The organism is Clostridium kluyveri (assembly GCF_001902295.1).
Lineage (GTDB): Bacteria > Bacillota > Clostridia > Clostridiales > Clostridiaceae > Clostridium_B > Clostridium_B kluyveri_B.
In genome coordinates, this window is sequence record NZ_CP018335.1 from 572,491 (window position 1) to 592,067 (window position 19,577).

Annotated in this window: 15 protein-coding genes; all 15 read left to right on the top strand. The window is 27.1% G+C overall.

The window, feature by feature from the left end; all coding sequences use genetic code 11:
• Positions 1 to 8: 8 nt before the first annotated feature.
• The 15 genes from BS101_RS03100 to BS101_RS03180 all read left to right on the top strand — a co-directional run bounded on the left by BS101_RS03100 (position 9) and on the right by BS101_RS03180 (position 19,562).
• A complete protein-coding gene (locus tag BS101_RS03100) occupies positions 9 to 2,816 on the top strand; it encodes a hypothetical protein (protein WP_073537483.1) in 2,808 nt (935 codons plus the stop codon).
• 699 nt (positions 2,817 to 3,515) lie between these two features.
• Entirely contained in the window at positions 3,516 to 3,707 is a 192-nt protein-coding gene (locus BS101_RS03105) for a hypothetical protein (protein WP_073537484.1), read from the top strand.
• A gap of 12 nt (positions 3,708 to 3,719) precedes the next feature.
• A complete protein-coding gene (locus BS101_RS03110; protein ID WP_073537486.1) occupies positions 3,720 to 4,286 on the top strand; it encodes a hypothetical protein in 567 nt (188 codons plus the stop codon).
• A gap of 22 nt (positions 4,287 to 4,308) precedes the next feature.
• Positions 4,309 to 4,881, top strand: a complete 573-nt coding sequence (locus tag BS101_RS03115; protein WP_073537487.1) for a hypothetical protein — start codon at positions 4,309 to 4,311, stop codon at positions 4,879 to 4,881.
• A 69-nt stretch (positions 4,882 to 4,950) separates the two neighbouring features.
• On the top strand, positions 4,951 to 5,781 hold the full coding sequence (locus BS101_RS03120; protein WP_073537488.1) for a hypothetical protein: 831 nt from the start codon (positions 4,951 to 4,953) through the stop codon (positions 5,779 to 5,781).
• 61 nt (positions 5,782 to 5,842) lie between these two features.
• Positions 5,843 to 5,974 carry a hypothetical protein gene (locus tag BS101_RS24175; RefSeq protein WP_278335275.1) on the top strand — a complete coding sequence of 44 codons (132 nt, stop codon included), beginning with the start codon at positions 5,843 to 5,845 and terminating at the stop codon, positions 5,972 to 5,974.
• A gap of 7 nt (positions 5,975 to 5,981) precedes the next feature.
• Positions 5,982 to 6,224, top strand: a complete 243-nt coding sequence (locus BS101_RS03125) for a helix-turn-helix domain-containing protein (protein ID WP_073537490.1) — start codon at positions 5,982 to 5,984, stop codon at positions 6,222 to 6,224.
• Positions 6,225 to 6,432: 208 nt separating this feature from the next.
• Positions 6,433 to 7,233 (top strand): hypothetical protein, encoded by an 801-nt coding sequence (locus tag BS101_RS03130; protein WP_073537491.1) that lies wholly within the window; start codon positions 6,433 to 6,435, stop codon positions 7,231 to 7,233.
• Positions 7,234 to 7,264: 31 nt separating this feature from the next.
• Positions 7,265 to 7,768, top strand: a complete 504-nt coding sequence (locus BS101_RS03135) for a hypothetical protein (protein ID WP_073537492.1) — start codon at positions 7,265 to 7,267, stop codon at positions 7,766 to 7,768.
• Between the two features lie 80 nt (positions 7,769 to 7,848).
• Entirely contained in the window at positions 7,849 to 8,028 is a 180-nt protein-coding gene (locus tag BS101_RS03140) for a hypothetical protein (RefSeq protein WP_073537494.1), read from the top strand.
• Between the two features lie 15 nt (positions 8,029 to 8,043).
• A complete protein-coding gene (locus BS101_RS22245) occupies positions 8,044 to 15,132 on the top strand; it encodes a phage tail tape measure protein (protein ID WP_083585636.1) in 7,089 nt (2,362 codons plus the stop codon).
• Between the two features lie 40 nt (positions 15,133 to 15,172).
• Positions 15,173 to 15,925 carry a hypothetical protein gene (locus BS101_RS03165; RefSeq protein WP_242951383.1) on the top strand — a complete coding sequence of 251 codons (753 nt, stop codon included), beginning with the start codon at positions 15,173 to 15,175 and terminating at the stop codon, positions 15,923 to 15,925.
• Between the two features lie 213 nt (positions 15,926 to 16,138).
• Entirely contained in the window at positions 16,139 to 17,530 is a 1,392-nt protein-coding gene (locus BS101_RS03170) for a hypothetical protein (protein WP_073537495.1), read from the top strand.
• A 32-nt stretch (positions 17,531 to 17,562) separates the two neighbouring features.
• Positions 17,563 to 18,000: a hypothetical protein gene (locus BS101_RS03175; RefSeq protein ID WP_242951384.1), complete on the top strand. Its 438-nt coding sequence runs from the start codon at positions 17,563 to 17,565 to the stop codon at positions 17,998 to 18,000.
• Positions 18,000 to 19,562: a terminase large subunit domain-containing protein gene (locus BS101_RS03180; RefSeq protein ID WP_073537496.1), complete on the top strand. Its 1,563-nt coding sequence runs from the start codon at positions 18,000 to 18,002 to the stop codon at positions 19,560 to 19,562. The genes BS101_RS03175 and BS101_RS03180 overlap by 1 nt, the downstream gene beginning before the upstream one ends.
• Positions 19,563 to 19,577 lie beyond the last annotated feature (15 nt).

A 19,577-nucleotide genomic window follows, 5' to 3' on the forward strand; every position in this document is an offset into this window, starting at 1 on the left:
AATTAATAATGGAAAATAGAAATATATATATAAATTCTTTTGAAGGTGCAGTATTATGGGAACATATGAACAAGGGTAGATATTTAAAAAATAATTTTTGTGGTATGTTACCTTTCTCAAGACATTTGAATAAATTACAAGCATTAGGTATAAAAACTTTTACAACAAAAATAAATCCTGATAAATTATTAAGTAGAGAGGTAATAAATGTTAAATTTGAATGGAGTGTTGATAATACTGGACAATTATTCAATAATAATGAATACAATAGTTTGGTTGTGTTATATAATTTTAATAAAAAATATAGAACAAAATTAAAAAGATTAAGAAATAAATATGATAAAAAATTACAAAAGACACCAGGTGATGCAATACAAAAATTATTAAACAAGATTGACAATAGTATAATTAAAAAAGATAAGATAATTATTGAACAAGAAAATAGGATTAATGATATGAGAAAACCACATCTTTATAATGTAGACAAACTAAGAAAAATATTATATAGAGATGGAGTTACTATTACAAATAAAAATAAGAAAACTGGAGAAATTAAAAAAATTAAATATGTTGTAATGTCAAGGTCGTCAGCAAAATCTAGAACTGGACAAGTATTATTTGTTAAAGAAAATATTAGAGATAAGATTGTTAAATATATGAGATTAGGTATGAATTTAGATAATAGAAATGATATAAATTTTCCGAGTTTATTAGCATATGAAAGTTTGATATCTTCAGGGTCAGAAGCAACAATAAAAATAGATACTAAAAATATATTTGTAGTAAGTGATGTAATAAGCCAATTCTACATTAATTGTAATGTAGTAGAGAAGGATGATACTGGACATTTAGTAAGTAATCCTGTAGATAATTATTTAATGAAAAATGATATATTTGATGGGGAATCCCTGATTGATATTAGTTTAATGGAATCTATTAATAGAGAAAATCAAGGTATGGTTTTACTCAGGCATCATATGTTTAAATCCTGTGCTTTTAATACGAATATTCAAAAATTTTTAAAATATAATTGTCCTAAAGATATTAATTATAATGATTGGAAATTAAAAGATATGTTTGGAGAATATATATTTGCAAAAGATATTTTATATATATCAACTCCTAATTCATTAAAATTCCTAAAATTTGAAAATGTAAAAGGCAGTACATTGAAGATGTGGAATCACTGGAAATATAAAGTGAATAAAGACGATAATATATTTTTTATTTGTAAAAGTGAACATGAAAGTAAAAGGGGATATGATAAAGAAGGAAAAATAATTAATCAAACAAGTTACCAGATGTTAAATAGTATGCCTATAAAGCTTAATGATATGAAGGAGTTAAGCCGATTTGAAGTTAATTATATTAGTAGATTAAAAAATGATATTTTTACATATATACAATATTTACAGGATAATGCTAATGAAATGAACTCTAATGAAATGTTTGTAGATTTATATAGTAGAAATAATAAAATTATGAATACAGAAATATTTAGAAATAAAAGGACTAAAGATATACAAAAATATAAAGAACATGTAAAAAAAGGTAAGATTAGATTACCTGGAGATTATTTAACTATTATGCAGAATGGAAAAGAATTATTATATCATGCCATTGGTAAACTTCCAGTAAATAAAATAAAAACTAAGAAGGGTGATTATATATACATATTAAATCTAGAAGCATGGGACAATAATATGATTCTAAAGAAAAATGAGTGTTATACTACCTTGCATCCATTTAATGATGAATATGTTGCCTTTAGAAATCCAAATACAGCACAAAGTAATGTATTAATTCTAATAAATAAAGATAATGAATTTATTAAACAGTATTTCAATTTCACAGATAATATAATTTATGCAAATGCAGTAGATTTTCCATTAAACAGAATATTATCAGGCCAAGACGTAGACTCCGATTCATTAATTTTATTCAATTCAGATTGTTTATTAAAAAATGCTAAAAAATGTTATATTGGAAGTGAAGAATCTAATTATAGAGTATGTGTAAATGGTGTTGCTAAAGATACAACTCCATACAGTGTAAATTTAGATTGTATGGCAACCATTGATAATAAATTAGCAACAAGCCAGCGAAATATTGGAACTGTAGTTAATGCTGGAGCTTTATATATGTCTACATATTGGGATGAAATTAATAATGGTTGCACAGATAAAGAAAAATTAAATAAATTATTACAAGGTATAGATATCGCAACAATACTTTCAGAAGTTTGTATTGATTCTGCTAAACGAACCTTTGATATAAATATTGAAGAACAAATAAAATATTTAACCGAAACTAATCTTTTAAAAGCTAAAAAACCTTTATTCTTCGAGTATGTAAGCCAAAATGATAATATACAAAATAATATTATACATTATGATACAGCAATGGATTATTTACAAAATATACTTAATAAAATAAAAAAAGCAAATTATAATACAAAAACCAAGATTGAGTTTAATAAATTATTAAAAGATATTGATCGTAAAAAAGTAAAAGCAAGGCAAGTTAATGCTTTAGTAAAAAATATTAATGATATGACAAAAGAAGTTAAACATATTAGAAGCAAATATAATTCTGATGATAAAGAAGAACAGAAAGAAATGTATAATAGATTAGATACAGTTAAAAACAAAGGTATGAATAATATTAAGAAGTATAAGATTAAAGCAGAAACAATATATACAATAATATATAAGGTATTTGATGGAACAGTAGAATGTAAATATAAATTAGATTTGCTTAATGCTTTATATAAATACAACAATGAAATGTTTTTAGAAGTATTTAAAAAAAAGTAAATAATAGTTTTAGAAAAAAATGGGTGTTTTTTGTAATTTTGTGGACATCCATTTTTTAAAATCATTAATATGATAATGTTTTTTTGACTTAAAATTGGTGACTAATAGGAAGGGGATATGGTGGGAAGGTTAACCAATATTGTCTCGAAAGAAAGCTTGTATACGGTTAGTATTTGTATTCCCTTTCATTATTTTTTTAATTTAGTATAAATAAATCCCATTATACTATACATATAAATTAGTATAATGTCAACAACTTTAATTTATATTGTTTTTATTTTCTTCATATTTTCTCTATTGGACTAGGGGATTTTTTCTCTAGTCCAAATTATAAATAGCTGAATTTAGTTATCCACAAATTAGATGGCTAAATTGAACTATTTATATAGTTCTTTTTTTAAATTTAAATAATTTGATTTGTGCAGCAATTTGCTTGTTTATGTGGGGCAGAGCCACCTTCCTCCAAAAGTAATGAAAACAAGCTAATTTTGTAGCAGTTAAACTGAAAGGTAGATAAATTTTACCTGTATTACATATAAGTAATATCCTATGGAAGAAGTCATTTGCTATTTTTTGACAATAACTTAAAATAGTTTTTATTATTTTTTTAAAAGCACAAAATGATTATAGCTTATATTATAGAACTTAGTTAAATGCCTGTTTAAAAAAGTGTTTAAGCACAAGTAAGGAGGGAGTTGAATGGAAGATGGTGTCAGACAGTTTATAAGAGAGAAGATTATCTATCTAAAAAAGGATAAGGGTGTTACATATCAATTTATTGCTGATAAGGCAGGAATTACTAGATATGATGTGGCACATTTAGCAAAGGATAATCGAAGGTTGGGAATAGAAAAATTGAGCAAATTAAAAGAATTTATTTTAAATTATTAGGAGGTTATGTTGATGAAATTAAGTGGTTTTATGCAGGACAGACAGTTAGAATTTTTTGTAAATGATAGAGGTGTGGAAGAGAGTAGGATTGTGGAGCCAGTATTACAAGAAAAAATAAAGTTTCATCCAATTAGCAAAAAATTGTTAGAGGAATTTAAATCTATAAAAATTAACGAGGAAGATAATTATGAAGAAGTGACTTATAAATTAATAGATATTTTAACAGACGTAGATAAGGATATTTCTTTCGAAGATTTCCAAGAAATATTGGCTTACCCACCAAATGACCAATTTATTACATTTGTTGATGAAATAAATAAAAGCTTTATAAACCTAGTAAAAAGGTTTAATAAATTTAAGGAAAATATAGACAATACAAATAAAGAATTAACTGAAAGTATAAGTAAATTGCCAGAAGAATTGAAAGAGAAAATTGAAGAAGGTAAACTATCTAATGAAGAGAGGTTAACAAAGTTAGAGGAACAATATATTGCAGAGGAAAATGGCGATAAAAAGCGTGATTTATTAAAGCAAATGGCAAAACTACAGTTATTAATAGAAAATAAAAATAATAATTAAGGATTGAAAGGGGTACATATTAATGGATTTAACAAGTTTGAATTTAACAACAGAGCAAATGACGGAGTTGAAAGGACATATTACAGAAGAGGTTAATAAGGGAAAAGAAGGATTTAAGGATTATATTAGCAAAGAGAATTTAGCTAAAATAACTAAAACTGAAACAGATAAAGTACATACTGAATATGGTAAAAAGTTGAAAGCTTTAGAGGATGAATTAGTAAAGTACAAGCCAAAGAATAAAAGTGAAGCTGAACTTGAACTTGAGAAGAGGTTAAAACTCCTTGAAGATAAAGAGAAAGAGATCTCAAAAAAAGAAAAGGTGATGAATATTGTAAACCAGCTTAAAGAACAAGGTTTACCTAAAGAGTTTGGAAAATATTTATATGATGTTGAAGATGAAAAGTTAGGTGATGAAATTAGTAATCTGCAAAAGATTTTAACTGAAAATAAAATTGCTGGAAGCTTTAAACCAGATGGGCATAAAAGTACAGATATATCTATAACAAAAGAACAATTTAATAATATGGGTTATATGGAAAGGTTAAATTTGTTTAATAGTAATAAAGATTTGTATGAAAAATTAAGTCAATAAGAGAGTATTAGATTGAAGCTAATGCTCTTTTTTATATAAAAAATTAATTAAGGAAGGAAAGATATTTATATGGCATTAATAATACCAGAAATATACAGTAAAATAACAAGAGAGAAGTTTGAGGGAAATATAAAAGTGGCTAGGTTGGCTACAGCTCTAGGCGATTTAAAAAACACTACAGTTGGAGAAACTATTCATTTTCCAAAATTCAAGATGATGGGAGAGGCCAATGAAGTAGTTAAGGGCGTAGAGAGTCCCATCTACTCTTTAGATCAAAGTGACAGCACTGCTACTATAAAAATGATAGATCACATAGCAAAAATTTACGACATAGAGAACATTACAGTTATTGGAAATCAGATTGAGGAGGCATCTTCTCAACAGGCGTTAATATTTGCTAGGAAATTGGATAAGGATTTGATAGAAGAAGCATCAAATACCTCTTTAAAATATGCAACTGCCGATGGTAAAGCAATCACAGCCAATGAATTAAACGAAGCGTTGGCTTTATTTGGGGACGAAAATGACGTGGAAGAATTTGGGGGCATCGTTATAAACTCCATACTAGACAGTTCCTTTTACTCCATGGAAGAATTTGTGGATGTCAATAAAACTTATAATACTAATGGTAATGGAATTGTTAGAAATGGTATGATTGGCTATTTTAGAGGAATACCAGTATTTCATGCCAATAATGGGAATTATGATTCTGCAACAAATGAATGTAAAACATTTATTATTAAGAAAAATTCTTTAGCTTATATGGAGAAGAAATCTATTGACATAAAAGAGCAAAGGGAAGAAAAATTACATTGTAGCTTTGTTGTCGGAACATATATTTACGCAGTTAAGCAAATTAAAGATGATGGCATAATAATGTTAAAGAAGACAATTGTCTAATACATATATATTTAAAATAGGGGGACTTAGTGTCCCTATTTTAATGTAAAGGGGTTTTCTATTGGATAAACAAACATATACAAAAAAAGAAGTTGAACAATTGCTAAATGAATTAGAAATAAAATTAAGGATAAAAGAAGATATAATTAAAGCTTTACTGATCCAAATAAAGGATTTAAGTAGTAGGAGGTGATATTAAATTGTTAAGTGCCGAAAAAATGAAGTTGGTAAGATTGTTAAATAATGTTACACAAAAAGAAATTGGAGACATAATGGGTGTAAGTAAAAATTACATAAGTATGGTTGAAAATGGTAAACATTATTACTCCAGTGAGCAATGTACTAAATATTTGAATGCTATATATAAAATAGCCCAAGAGAAGAAAAGACCAAAGGAGAATATAGAAGAAACAGAAGATATAATTGATCCATTGGGGAATTAGGAGGAATTAGAGATGAGAGAAATGGAAAAGAAATTTAGTAAATTTTTAGGAAGGTGTGAAATTTTGAAGATTGATAGTGCTTAATTCTACTCTTCTTTTTGGGAGTAGATAAGAGTGAATAAATAATTGATGATTACAAAAAAGTATAAAAATTAAATAACACATATGAAGAAGAGTTAGAGATTAGACCTATTAATTTCTAACAATTATGAATGATAAAGTAAAAAAGCAATATCCATCATGGGTAAGTGATGGAGTTAAATATGATAGTTGCCTTACAGATGACCTTGACAGTTTCTTTAGTTGTTTATTACTAGAAAAGATATTAGGTTATAAGATAACACACTTCTATAATTTTGGAGCATTATACAGAGACATTACATATGTTAAAGAAGATAGGCAACTTGTGGGTATAGATATGGACATGGTGAAATATAATTGCTGGGGAAATCATGTCGTCAAAAGTTATAATCCAAACTCTGCAAACATTAATAATATTAAACGAATTGGTAGTGATACATATTTTTACAAATATTGTGGAAGTGTGCTACTCCAAATTATAAGTTATTACAACATAGATATAAGCTATCTAAGTGAAAGAGCGAAAATGGTATTATTGGCTGTGGACACTACATTTAAAATGTATGGGTTTAATAAAGCTAATTGTAAAAGGTACCTAGTGGATATACTAGAATTAAATGAACTATATGAATTATGTGAGAAGCATAAACAAAGCGAATTTTCAGATATAACAAAAGAACTAAAACTGTATGAACATATAAAAGTAAATAAGGATGGCATATTAGAAACTCTTTTACCTTTAGGTGAGTTAGAACAATTATTTAATATGTCTTTTGTTTTGCCCAAAAATCGATTCAAATTAATAAAAAATTATAAAAATATTGGTTTAACTGAATATCAATATGATTTAAAAAAAGATGAGTTAAAAGGTAGGATTCTAACAAAAGCATGGACAGGTAAGTATTACATAAAATTATCTTATTTTTAGATTAAATTAAATATGGAAAAGGAGAAATTGAATGGGAATAGATAAAATGTTAAAAGAAATTAGGGGAGCTATGAATATCGCACAACAAATAGTGTTGTCTGGCGAAACTATGGAATTTATGGATGTTACATTTGATGGGCAATATATTATTTTAATAATACAAGATGGAAAAGAATTTTTTAATTATAAATATAAAGTAGATGATAAAAATTTAATTTCAAATCTTCTTATAGAAGGACTTATTAATGAAATATACCAAAAAGACTTATTGCCCCGAAAGTATCAGATAAAGAAAATAAAGAAACATTTAGATAGGCAGTTAGAGAGAATTTTTAATTGGAAAAGTAAAATTGCCATGATGAAAAAACAGAAAATTTATGATTTTGAATTAGAACGCAAAGTTGCACGAAAATTAAATGAAATAAATGAAGAAATATATATTAATTGGAAAGCAATGGATGATATTAAGGTGGATCTATATGAGTATGAAATTTTTAAGGATATACTATTTGAATCTTTAAAAGAATTACCTTAATATACCAATACATATATCAATAGAGTGTCCTCTTTGTAAGGGGGATGCTCTTATTTTTGTAAAGGAGAGTTTTAAAAAAAGTGGTTACTTTTAATATTAATAAAAAGTATATGGCTATGGCTCTATCTTATTTAGGGTATAGCTTTTATAAATATAATACAAAAAATGGAGTTGTTTATTCCTTTGAAAGAACACCCGAATTTATGGAATGTTTTTATAAACTAATAGAGTTAAAAGAAAATTATGGAAATGATTATTAAGAAAGGTGGAACGCAATGGCTAATGGAATTCGTATAAATTTAGATACTGCAAGTAAACAGCAGTTGATATCTGAAGTTGAACGTCTAAAAAATCAACTGGAGAGTAAAAATATTTCTTTAAAGATAAATGATAATAATATAAAAAACCAAATAGAATCCATGAGGGTAATATTAGATTCTTTATCCAATAATACTAAACCTGTAGATATAAAATTTGACTCAGTTAAAGCTAAAGAAGAATTATCTAAAATTCAAGGCAGTTTTGAGAATATAATATCTGAGTATAATAAATTAGGCAATATAAAAGTTACTCAAAATTTTGATGACCAAGGACAATTAGAATCATTTGTTGTTAAATTAGAACAGGTAAATGGTTTAGTTCGACAACTTAAATATGGTAATTCTGGTGAAGGAATATTTACTTTTTTAAGTGGTACAGAAAAGAATAATATTAATGAAGTTGTAAATTCATTAGAAAATTTTAAAAGTAAATATCAAAGTGTATTAGATACGATTAAAGATACAAAGTTGATTGATTCTAATAAAATAGAAAATATGCAATCAGAATTGAATTCTTTAAATCTGGATAATTTTGAAGATTCAAGTTCCATTATTAAAGGTAATATAGATAAATTATCTACGGAAACAACTAACTTGATTAAAGACCAGCAAAAGTTAACTGAATTAATGTCCAAAGCCAGAGATAAATCTGATTTAAATAATTTAAAAAGACAGCAACAAGAACAGGAAAATTTAAACAAAACTTTAGAACAAGAATATAAGGATAGGCAAAAAATTCAGGAAGCTATTGCTAAAACAGTAGCTAAAAGGGAACAGGAGAATAAGATTCTTGAACAAAATCAAGCAAAAGCAATTAACAAAAATCTGGAAAAAGAATATAAAGAGCAACAACAGAATCTTAAAAAGGTAGAAAATATTGTTAATAGATATGAGAAGTCCCTAAATTCTTTGAAATCTAAATTCGGCAGTATAATACCAGATAGTAAAATTAATAGCTTAAAAACAAAGTTGCAAGGATTGTATAATTCCACTAATCTAAAAACAGATAAAAATTCTATAGATGATGAAATAGAAAAATTAAAAAAACTATCAGATGAAATAAAAAGAGTTAAAGGGTTAGGAAGAAATTTAGGTGATTTCGATAATATTGGAATAAACATGGGTTCGAGTTTTACAGATATAGAAAAATTTATAAACTCTATGTCGGGTGCAAAAGCTTCAATATCTTCCATAAATAATGCCACAGATAGATTTGGAAATAATTTAAAAACAGTCAATTATATTGTAGATGAAGGGTCAGGAGTTGCTTATAAATATAGAGTTGTTATAGACGAAAATACAAAAAGTTTATATAAAATGAGTACTGGACTTAAAACTCTAAACTCCAACAATAAAACCTTTGCTTCAAATATGTTAGAATCTGTAAAAAGCTTAGCTAAGTTTAGTGCTGCAAGTGTTGGTGTATATGAAGGTATAAATTTAATAAAGAGTGCGATTCAGAATGTTAATGATGTAAATAAAAGTCAAACAAATCTTAGGATGGTAACTGGGATGGACGCAGAAGAAGTTAAACAGGTTACTAAGGAATACACAAATTTGGCTGAGGAGTTGCATGTAAAACAAAGTGAAGTTTTAAATAGTGCTGAAGAATTTTTACGTGCAGGATCTACAATAGAAGAATCCAAAAATTTGGTAAAAGCAGCAACAATGGGCAGTGTTCTATCTGGACAGGACAGTAAAACAGTAACAGATCAATTAATAGCAATTAGTAATGGATTTAAAATGAATACCAAGGATGCTAAAGAATTAATGAGTGTTATTGATAAATTGACATTAACTGACAATGAGTCGGCTAGTTCTTTTTCTGAAATCGCAACAGCCATGCAAGGTTCAAGTAACATGGCTCAAAGTGTAAAAGTAGATTTTGATCATCTGTTATCATACATTTCCACAGTAAGTGAAGTCACAAGGGAAAATGCTTCTTCTATAGGACAAAGTTTTGCTGCACAGTTTGCTAGATTTCAAAACGTAAAGGGTGGCGAGGATTTTGATGCCTACTCAGGCGAGGATATAAGCAACGTTAACCGCGACTTAAAAACATATGCGGGTATAGATATAAGATCTGATATGAAAACATTTAAATCTTATGAAACAGTTATAGATGAATTATCTAAAAAATGGAGAGATTTAGATGAGGTTGGTAGGGCAGCAATAGCAAAGGCAATGGCAGGAACTGAACACGCAGAAGAGTTTCAAGTTCTTATGAATAATATGGACAAGGTTAATGAAAAATATGATAAGTTGGGAACTCAAGCCCAGGGATACGCTGAGAAACAGTATAAGATATATGACGAGAGTACGCTAGCAAAAATTCAAGATTTTACAAATAGTTTATCATCTTTATATCAGGCCAGCATATCTAGTGATACCATTAACTCTGCATTAAAGGGAATGACTGCATTTATAAATTATTTGGATAATATAGCTACATCAAGTAAAACCACCAAACTTGCATTAGCAGGATTAGTTACTACTATAGTATTATTAGTTAAAAATTTCAAAGCATTGTCTGCATCTAATTTTATAACATATTTCAGATTATTACCTCAAGCAATATTGGAAACAAAAGGTGCTACTACTTTATTATCAATGGCTTTCAAAGATTTAAAACTAGCTATGGTAACATTGATTACTAATCCTGTAACATTATTTATAGCAGCATTAGGAATTGCAACATATGCAATAGGCAAACATATACAAAAACAATCTGAATTAAAAGCAAAAACTGAGGAATTAAAAACTTCATATGAAAGTTTAACTCAAGCAATAAAAGATAATAGTGCTGAAGAGTTAAAAAGCAGTTTAGAACCTTTTAATAAACAACAAAATGAACTTAAAACTTTACAAAAACAAAAACAAGAATTAGAAAAAAAAATAAATAATGAACCAACTACAGGAGATCCACGTATTGATTCTGCTATAAAAAATGCAGATATTAATAAGTTAAAAGATGTTAATTCACAAATTTCCGATTTAAATAAAGAATTAAAAGATGCAGGAGTATCAACGGACAAGGTGTCAGAAGCACAAAGCAAATTAAAAAATATAGAAATGTTACAAAAATATGAAGACGAAGCTTCTGCACAAAAAAAGAAAAATGATGCAATAATAGATGAAATAAATGAATATCAGGAATTAAATGGTAAAGAAGAAAAGAATGCAACAACTAAAGAAAGAATGAGTCAATTATCGGAAAGCTTATCTAAATCTATAAAAGGATTAGTTATAACTAGAGATAGTGAAGGTGATACCATAATAACTAATACAGGATTATTAGATTCCAATATAAAAATGCTCAAAGAAGAAAATAAGACAGTAGAGACAAGTGCAAAAGTTAAGATGGAAAAAGCTAAAGAAAGCATGGTTTGGCAAGAGAATGAAACTACAGTTGCATATTCAGAAATAAGAAAAAGAATGCAAATGTATCAAATTGAAGCTGAAAAATTGCAAAATATTGCAAAACAAGGTGGAAATGAAGAATTGTCAGGTATAGAAGCTGCAAGGGCAGGAGCAGCAGCTTCTAGAGAAGCTAAAACAGAACAAAATAAATTAAAAGAATTAGATGATGTATTTAATTCCGTAATAAAAACTACAGATTCAGAAAGTGATTTGTCTGATGAATTAGAAAAAAATAAACAAAAAACTGAAGAAAATACTGAAGCACAAGAAAAACAAGAAAGAACAATAAATGCAGTTAAAGAAGCATTGGAGCAATATGAGTATCAATTAAAGGTAATTGACAATCTTTTACAAAAACAAGAAAATTACACAGATTCTTTAGCTAAAGGTAGTCAAAAACGTAGAGATGCTATGTTAGAAGAGATATCTTTATTAAAAGAACAAATTAATATATATGGTGAAGCAAGAGATACTGCTGATAAATATTCAAATAGTTTATCTACTATATCAGGGATAAGTGGATCTGGATTAGCAAAACAGGTTGTTGTTGAAGCAGAGAAATATTTAGGGACACCTTATGTATGGGGTGGGGAATCTCCTCAAAGTGGATTTGATTGTAGTGGTCTTGTACAATATGTATACAGTCGTGTAGGAGTTGAATTAAATAGAACATCACAGGAACAATTCAAACAAGGAACTCCTGTACAGAAAAGTCAATTACAACAAGGAGATTTAGTATTTTTTAAAAGTAGTGGAACATCTTCAGCACCAGGGCATGTTGGAATATATGCAGGGGAAGGTAAATATATACAGGCACCTAAAACTGGTGATGTAATAAAAGTTTCAGATTTAAGTGCAAGAAGTGATTATGTAGGTGCAAGAAGAGTTTTATCAAATACCAGTAGTTCTACAGTAGATTCATTAATTGCTCAAAATGTTACATATGCAGATATAATAAAGAAAGCAAGTGAAACATTTGGAGTTGCAGAGAATTTAATAGCAGCAGTAATAAAAACAGAAAGTGGATGGGATTCAAACGCTATTAGTTCTGCTGGAGCAAAAGGTTTAATGCAATTGATGGATGCTACAGCTAGTGAATTAGGAGTAACAGATTCTTTTAATCCATATCAAAATATTATGGGTGGTACTAAATATTTAGCAGAGTTAATAAATAAATATGGTAAAGAAAGAGGAATCGCATTATATAATACTGGAGAATATGGTGGTGGAAGTACCTCATATGCTAATAAAGTATTAGGATATGAAAGTCAATATAGTAATGGTAAATTAGAAGTTCCTGATACAGAAGTTCTTGATGCTCTTTCGGCTAGTCAAGAATTCCAAAATAATGTATTAGATTATGAAAATAGTATAGAATCTAAAGAACAAAAGATAAAAGAAATATATAAAAATATATATGAAGATAATATAACTCAATTTGATAATGAGACAAAACAGTATGATGATAAAATTCAACAATTAGAAGTTCAAAATAAAATAGAAAAAGAAAATAATGCGGATTCTATTGAGAATTTAAAACAAATTAGAAATTATAATTATGATAAACTAAAAGTATTACAACAAGAAAAAGTATATATTGATGAACAAATAAAAAATTCAAATCAATTATATGATGAAGCTACAATTCAAGAAATGCAGGAGAAAAGTGTTGAATTAACAACTTCTATATTAGAATCTAATGAAGCAATAAAAGAATCTATAAATAATTGGATAGATGGGGTTATTAATAATATAGAAGCAAAATTTAAAGATACTTTTGATATGATTGATAATGAATTGAGTAGATTAGAAAATCAATCAACAGTTGATTTGAGTATTAAATTATCGTTAGAAAATCAGAAAGTTGAAGAAACTAAACAAAAAATAAATGAGATTACAGAAGCGATAAAGGAATTAAATAATTATCAATATACTTCTGGTGATATTACATCTAGTGAAAAAATTAAAGAATTAAATAGTAATTTAGATGAATTAAAAACAACTTTAAGTGAATTAGAAAAAAATGTAGTTGATACTAAAAATTCAATTTCTGAATTGGCAAATACAATAACAGATAAAATAAAACAGGTTATTCAAAAGAATAATGAGATATATAAGGAAGAATTAGAAAAGAATAAGAAATTATTTACTGATGCTATAGATGATGAAATTGAAAAATTAGATGAGGCACAAAAGAAGTTACAGAATAATGAAACTAATCAGGAAAATATTTCAAATGTTATTGAATTACAGAAACAGTTAAACGCCCTAGATTTAAGGAATGACGAAGAAGCAAAAGCAAAAAAGTCAGAAATACAAAAAGAATTAGATGAAGCAAATAAAAAATTAAGGGAAGATACCCAAAATCAAAATATAGAAGCTAGAAAAGATGCATTAAATAAAGCTAAATCTGATTATGAAGAGTTAATTGAATCGTATAACGAATCTATAGATGCATCTAATACAGATGAAGTAATAAATAAACAAGCTTCACAAGCATTAATAAATGGTTATTTAGTTGATTCTGAAGGGAATAAAATAGATTTAGAGACAGCATTAATTAATTTTGAAGATAGATTTGGTGACGGTTTAACAGCTATAGGAAATAAAATAAAGACGGAATTAATAGATCAATTAAAAGAAGTTAAAAATTTATTAAATGAATTTGGAACTTTAGATGCAACTAAGATAACTACATCTAATGATGTGAAAACTGTATATGGTACTGGAGTAGATTTAGAAAATGCAAAAGCTATATTAGGGACAGATGGATATAAGTATGTAGATACTGATTTAGTATCTACTACAGATTTGGCACCTAAAAAGGGTGATATTTCATTAGGTGGAGTTATTCCTTCTAATTTATTAAATGGAGCAACTAATTTAACTGGTGCTGATAGATATAAAACGGAACAGATGATTCAAATGTATGCTGATTCTACTAATGGTAAGTATTCTACAGTATCAGAATATAATGAAAATACATTAAACGAATATATAAAACAAAAATCTAATGATAAAGGAACAGTTTATGCTAGTGGAACGGATTTAGAAAATGCAAAGAAATATTTATCTAATTTTGGATATAGTTTTATAGACACAACAGATGTAAGCAAAATGAATTTAACATCTAATGATGTAGTTGTAGGTGGGGTAGGAGTAATGAATGGAATATCGGAAGCTTTAGAAGCTAACGCCACATGGTTATGGGGCATGAATAGAACAGAAACGGAGCAAGATATTATAAATTATGCTAAGAAGTTAACAAAGTACCCTATAAATACAACAGGATTTGCAGATGGTGGAACAGTTGATTTTACAGGTTTTGCAATGGTACATGGTGGCAATGGTAAACCGGAAACTATGTTAAATTATGATCAAGGAGAGAATCTACACAGTTTCTTAACAGACATTCCTGCTTTAAGTAAAAATGTAATGGATCAAGTATATAATAGGTTTGCTGGTATAGGTAATTTTAATCCATTGAAATTACAGATGGATACAGGAGGAAGTACTGTAAATAATAATAGTATTCAATTTAATGTTGATAAGATGCAAGGCACTACAGAAGAAGCAAGAAGTTTTGCAAATAAGGCAATGAATTTTATAAGGAAGCAAGGATAATCTCTTTGTTTCCTTTATTTATTTAAAGGAGGGTTTTATTATGAATTATACATTTGAACCAAAAGCAAAATACCATCCCGATGAAGAATACAAAGCCATAATCCAAAAAAGTATTGGAGAAGAAATTTTAAAGTGGGATGAAGTATACCCTAAAGATTGGGGATTGAATTATGATTATTATAGACATTACTCTAAATATGGTACTGGATGGAATAAAGCCAGTAATTTGTTTCACCTAGAATTTAAAACACATGCGTGGTTAAGGTTCCAAGTTTTAGAGAATTTATATATTGGAAACGCTATGTGCTATGGAGAATACATTAATATCAATAAGACATTTAATGCTGGAGATATAGTAACAATTAATATGGCTAGTAGTGTAGAGTTTGGGAAAAAGGGACAAGTAAGTTCTAACAGTGCAAATATAACAGCATACTATATATTGCCATTTACATGGCATAATTTTATAAAGGAAGAAAGTTACAAATACATAAGAAAATATTATAAAACTGAAACTCAATACAATTATCTAAGGGATCATTACTATAAAAGCAAAGTGCAAGAAGTAGATAATAATAGAAGATACTTTAGGAATGGATTTGATAAATTTGTAGAAGATGACACATTGAGTAGTTTATTGGATTTGGATACAGAAATAAAAAACATGAAAATGATCAATGAAAGCACACCATTTGGGGATACAGATCAATTATATTATATTTATAATTATCCATATGGATGTAGATATTTTAACGAGATGATACAAAAAGATGGTAGATTATTTTATGAATAGGTAAGGAATCCTAGTAGAAAAACGATATATAAAACCAGTATTAGATATATTTAGTTAGAGTAGTATATTCTTATTAAATTTATAGGAAGTTTCTTTGATTTATGCATAGAATGATACAATTAATCATATAAATGTATGGTGGAAACATATAAACTATATACTATATATTGTGGTATAATTATCCTATCATAAATTTATAGGAGATGATTACAATTGTCTACTAGTGAAAAAAATAAAGTGCTTATGACCAAGGAGGAAAGAAATTTAATAATAAAAAGCAATATTTGTGATGAAAATGAAAATCTAAAAAAAATTTTAAGATTATTTAAAGGAAGTATAAAAGTAAAGGATTTATGGAAAATAAAAAATATAGATGTGGAAGTATATAATCTTATTAAAACTAGAGATGCGGTAGAAGAAATGAAAAATAGTTCTTCTAAAGAATGGGCTCCAAAACAATATATGGGTAAAATTAAAAAGCCATGTGAATTATGTGGTAATACAAAATCTGAATATAAAACTACTATATTAAATAGAATTAATAATAATGTTCTATTAGTTGGTACAAGGTGTATACACAAATTTTCTGAAATAAATAAAGATTTGTACGGTATGACAATATATGAATTAGAAAGAATAGTTAAAAAAAATCCCGCAAAATTAGATAGGATTGTATATTTTAATAAAATATGCCCTTATGGTAAAAATATTTTTTCTATGTGGCAAAATAAATATAATGAATTTGAAATATCATTTCCGAATGAATATGATGATGAGTTTAGTAATATATTAAAGAAAGGGAAACGTATTTATAGTTTATATATTAATGGCAAGATTGATCAAAATGAATTAAAAAACTTTAATAGTTATATGAAAGAATTTGAGTACTTATATAATAAATGTAAAAAATTTCATGATGATAATAAAAATAATAAATATATTTGCACCAAGAAAATAGAAAAGTTTTTATTGGATAGGGGGTTAAAAATAACTATTGAACATATAAAAAGGAATGGAAAAATAACACAAGATATAGCTAAGTATATATATCATATAGATTTTATTAAGAGGTTTAAAGACAATATAAGAAAAATGTTTTTAAAGTATAGAATACAATTAAAAGAAATTAATAATATGTATATAAAATGTTCGTATGAATATGAAGGATTTGATCCTATTTTGTTAGATATATCACTACAAAATTTCAGTAATAATTTTTCAAATATTTTTTATAATCTAAATATCAATAATCTTACTAAAACAGAACTTTTTAATTTATTAATGATAGATGATAATTATAATAATGTGTATGATTTTCTAGGAATATTAAATTATATATTAAGAGGAACGTCATATAATTTTTATATCAATGAAAGATTTTATGAAAAGCAACAGATTGAATTACATAAAAATAACACTAAGCAATATGTTATAGTTAAATTAAATGACATTTTAAAAAAATATATGTATGTATTTTATTTAAGTCCATCAAAAATTAAATTAAATCTTTTAGATGATATTGAATTAATAAAAAATTGGACTAACGAAGAAGAAAAAGAAAAATATAAAATTGGAGATATTTCTAAGGAATGGGCGACTGATTAAAAGAACTTATAGCAAATATAGGTTCTTTTTTAATGCAAAAAATTAATAAAGAAAGGATTGATAAAATGAAAAAAAGTGTACCTGCTGAAATAAAAAAGATGCTAAATAGTAATAGCCAAAAATTATCGTATTTTGTTAAGTGGTATGTAGATTCAGATAGGAGTGAAGAAAGTTATAATAAAGAGATTAAACATAACTGTGGGGTAGAATATGAAACTGTTATGTCTGATTGGCTGCTTAAAAGTGATGTTCAAGAAGCAATAAAGGCATATCTAAAGAGTTCTAAAACATTAAAGATGTTAGATATTTACAACAGTATGTATAAAAAAGCTGTTAATAAAGGCGATGTAAGTAGTGCCAAGTGGTGTGAGGAGTTTTTTAAATCTGATTTTTTTGGGGGAAGTGAGGATGAAATTAATAATTATTTAAGTGGAATCCATATTCCAGGTCTAGGAAAGGGTGGCAAGTAGTGGGGATAAATAAAGAGAATGCTCTCAAACTTCAGTATTTATGGCAGGATGGACATGAGGCTGAATGGATAGAATCATTTATAAAAATTGCAGATAAAGATAGTAATATAGTCCCATTTATACTTACACAGCAACAGAGAGAGTTTGTAGAAAATATGTCAAAATATAATATAATTTTAAAATCAAGACAATTGGGCTTTTCTCTTGTTATTTGTGCTTTGAGTATAAGAAAGTGTATAATCAAACCTTACAGTAATTGTTTGCTTATGTCGGCAGAACAAAAATCAGCTACAGAAATTTTTGACAAGTTAAAAATAATGTACGATAATTTACCTGACTGGTTAAGACCTGAAAATAAAGCATATAACCGTCAACAAATAAAAATGGATAACGGGAGTAAGATTACTTGTTGTTGTGAAGGACGAAAAGAAATCGTTGGTGCAACAAATATAATTGTTCATTTATCAGAGTTTTCAAGATGGTCAAATCCTCAAAAACAATTAAGTTCTATACAAAAAACAGTTGTAGCTGATGGATTTATCATTATTGAGAGTACAGCAAACGGTTTCAATTTTTTTAGTGATTTGTGGTTTAAGTCAAAAAACTTTGAAAGTGATTTTAAACCATTCTTTTTTAATTGGATAAATGGAAGGGAATTGTTTGAAAAGGATTATAAGAATTCTGTAGAAAGGTTTAAAGCTAGAAATAATGGCAAGTCATTAACTGAGAATGAATTAGATGCAGAAGAGCAGAATTTACTTAAAATGGGAGCAGAATTGGATCAGTTGATGTGGAGAAGATTAGAAATAATGCAATGTGGTGTAGATTTATTTCACCAAGATAGACCAGCGAATGATACGGAGGCATTTCTTTTAACAGGTAGTAATCTTTTTGATACTAAAAGAGTAACTGAAGTTGCAATTGCTATTCCTAAAAATAATTATATACCAAAAGATAATATAACGGATTTACCAGTGTTGTTGAAACAATATTACGGTAAATCTTTTTTTATTTATAAGATTAAAAAATCAACAGACAAAATATACATAGGAATAGATATGTCCGAAGGTGTTGGCAGGGATTATTGTGCCTGTGAAATATTTAATCAGGATGGCGAACAGATTGCAGAATTTTATAATAATAAATTAAAACCCTATAAGATGGCAGAAATTATAAATACGTTAGGACTTTATTATAATAAAGCTTTATTGAATATAGAAACAGCAAGTGGAGGGTTATCGGTTATAGAAAATCTAAGAAATTATTATAGATATATGAATATGTATAAGCAAAAAATGTTTAACGAATATAAAAAAGTTGTATATAAATTAGGATTTGATACCAATGGAAAAACAAAAGGCCAAATTATAAATAATTTTATTGAAATGTTTGACACTGGACAAGTACAGATTAATTCAAGAAGGTTGTTGGAAGAAATGCAATTTTTTGAGATTAAAGAAAATGGAAGCATGGGAGCAGTACAAGGTCATCACGATGATTGTTTGATGGCTGCCTCATTAAGTTTACATAGTTTAAAACATGGTTTTATGTACAAGTGGTAGGAAAGGATTGATTAA

What these genes read in the sequence shown, in the direction of transcription:
- BS101_RS03130 (WP_073537491.1), top strand. Translation starts at nt 6,433, where the DNA reads ATGAATGATAAAGTAAAAAAGCAATATCCATCATGGGTAAGTGATGGA.
- BS101_RS22245 (WP_083585636.1), top strand. Translation starts at nt 8,044, where the DNA reads ATGGCTAATGGAATTCGTATAAATTTAGATACTGCAAGTAAACAGCAG.
- BS101_RS03105 (WP_073537484.1), top strand. Translation starts at nt 3,516, where the DNA reads ATGGAAGATGGTGTCAGACAGTTTATAAGAGAGAAGATTATCTATCTA.
- BS101_RS03110 (WP_073537486.1), top strand. Translation starts at nt 3,720, where the DNA reads ATGAAATTAAGTGGTTTTATGCAGGACAGACAGTTAGAATTTTTTGTA.
- BS101_RS03100 (WP_073537483.1), top strand. Translation starts at nt 9, where the DNA reads ATGGAAAATAGAAATATATATATAAATTCTTTTGAAGGTGCAGTATTA.
- BS101_RS03135 (WP_073537492.1), top strand. Translation starts at nt 7,265, where the DNA reads ATGGGAATAGATAAAATGTTAAAAGAAATTAGGGGAGCTATGAATATC.
- BS101_RS03165 (WP_242951383.1), top strand. Translation starts at nt 15,173, where the DNA reads ATGAATTATACATTTGAACCAAAAGCAAAATACCATCCCGATGAAGAA.
- BS101_RS03175 (WP_242951384.1), top strand. Translation starts at nt 17,563, where the DNA reads ATGCAAAAAATTAATAAAGAAAGGATTGATAAAATGAAAAAAAGTGTA.
- BS101_RS03120 (WP_073537488.1), top strand. Translation starts at nt 4,951, where the DNA reads ATGGCATTAATAATACCAGAAATATACAGTAAAATAACAAGAGAGAAG.
- BS101_RS03115 (WP_073537487.1), top strand. Translation starts at nt 4,309, where the DNA reads ATGGATTTAACAAGTTTGAATTTAACAACAGAGCAAATGACGGAGTTG.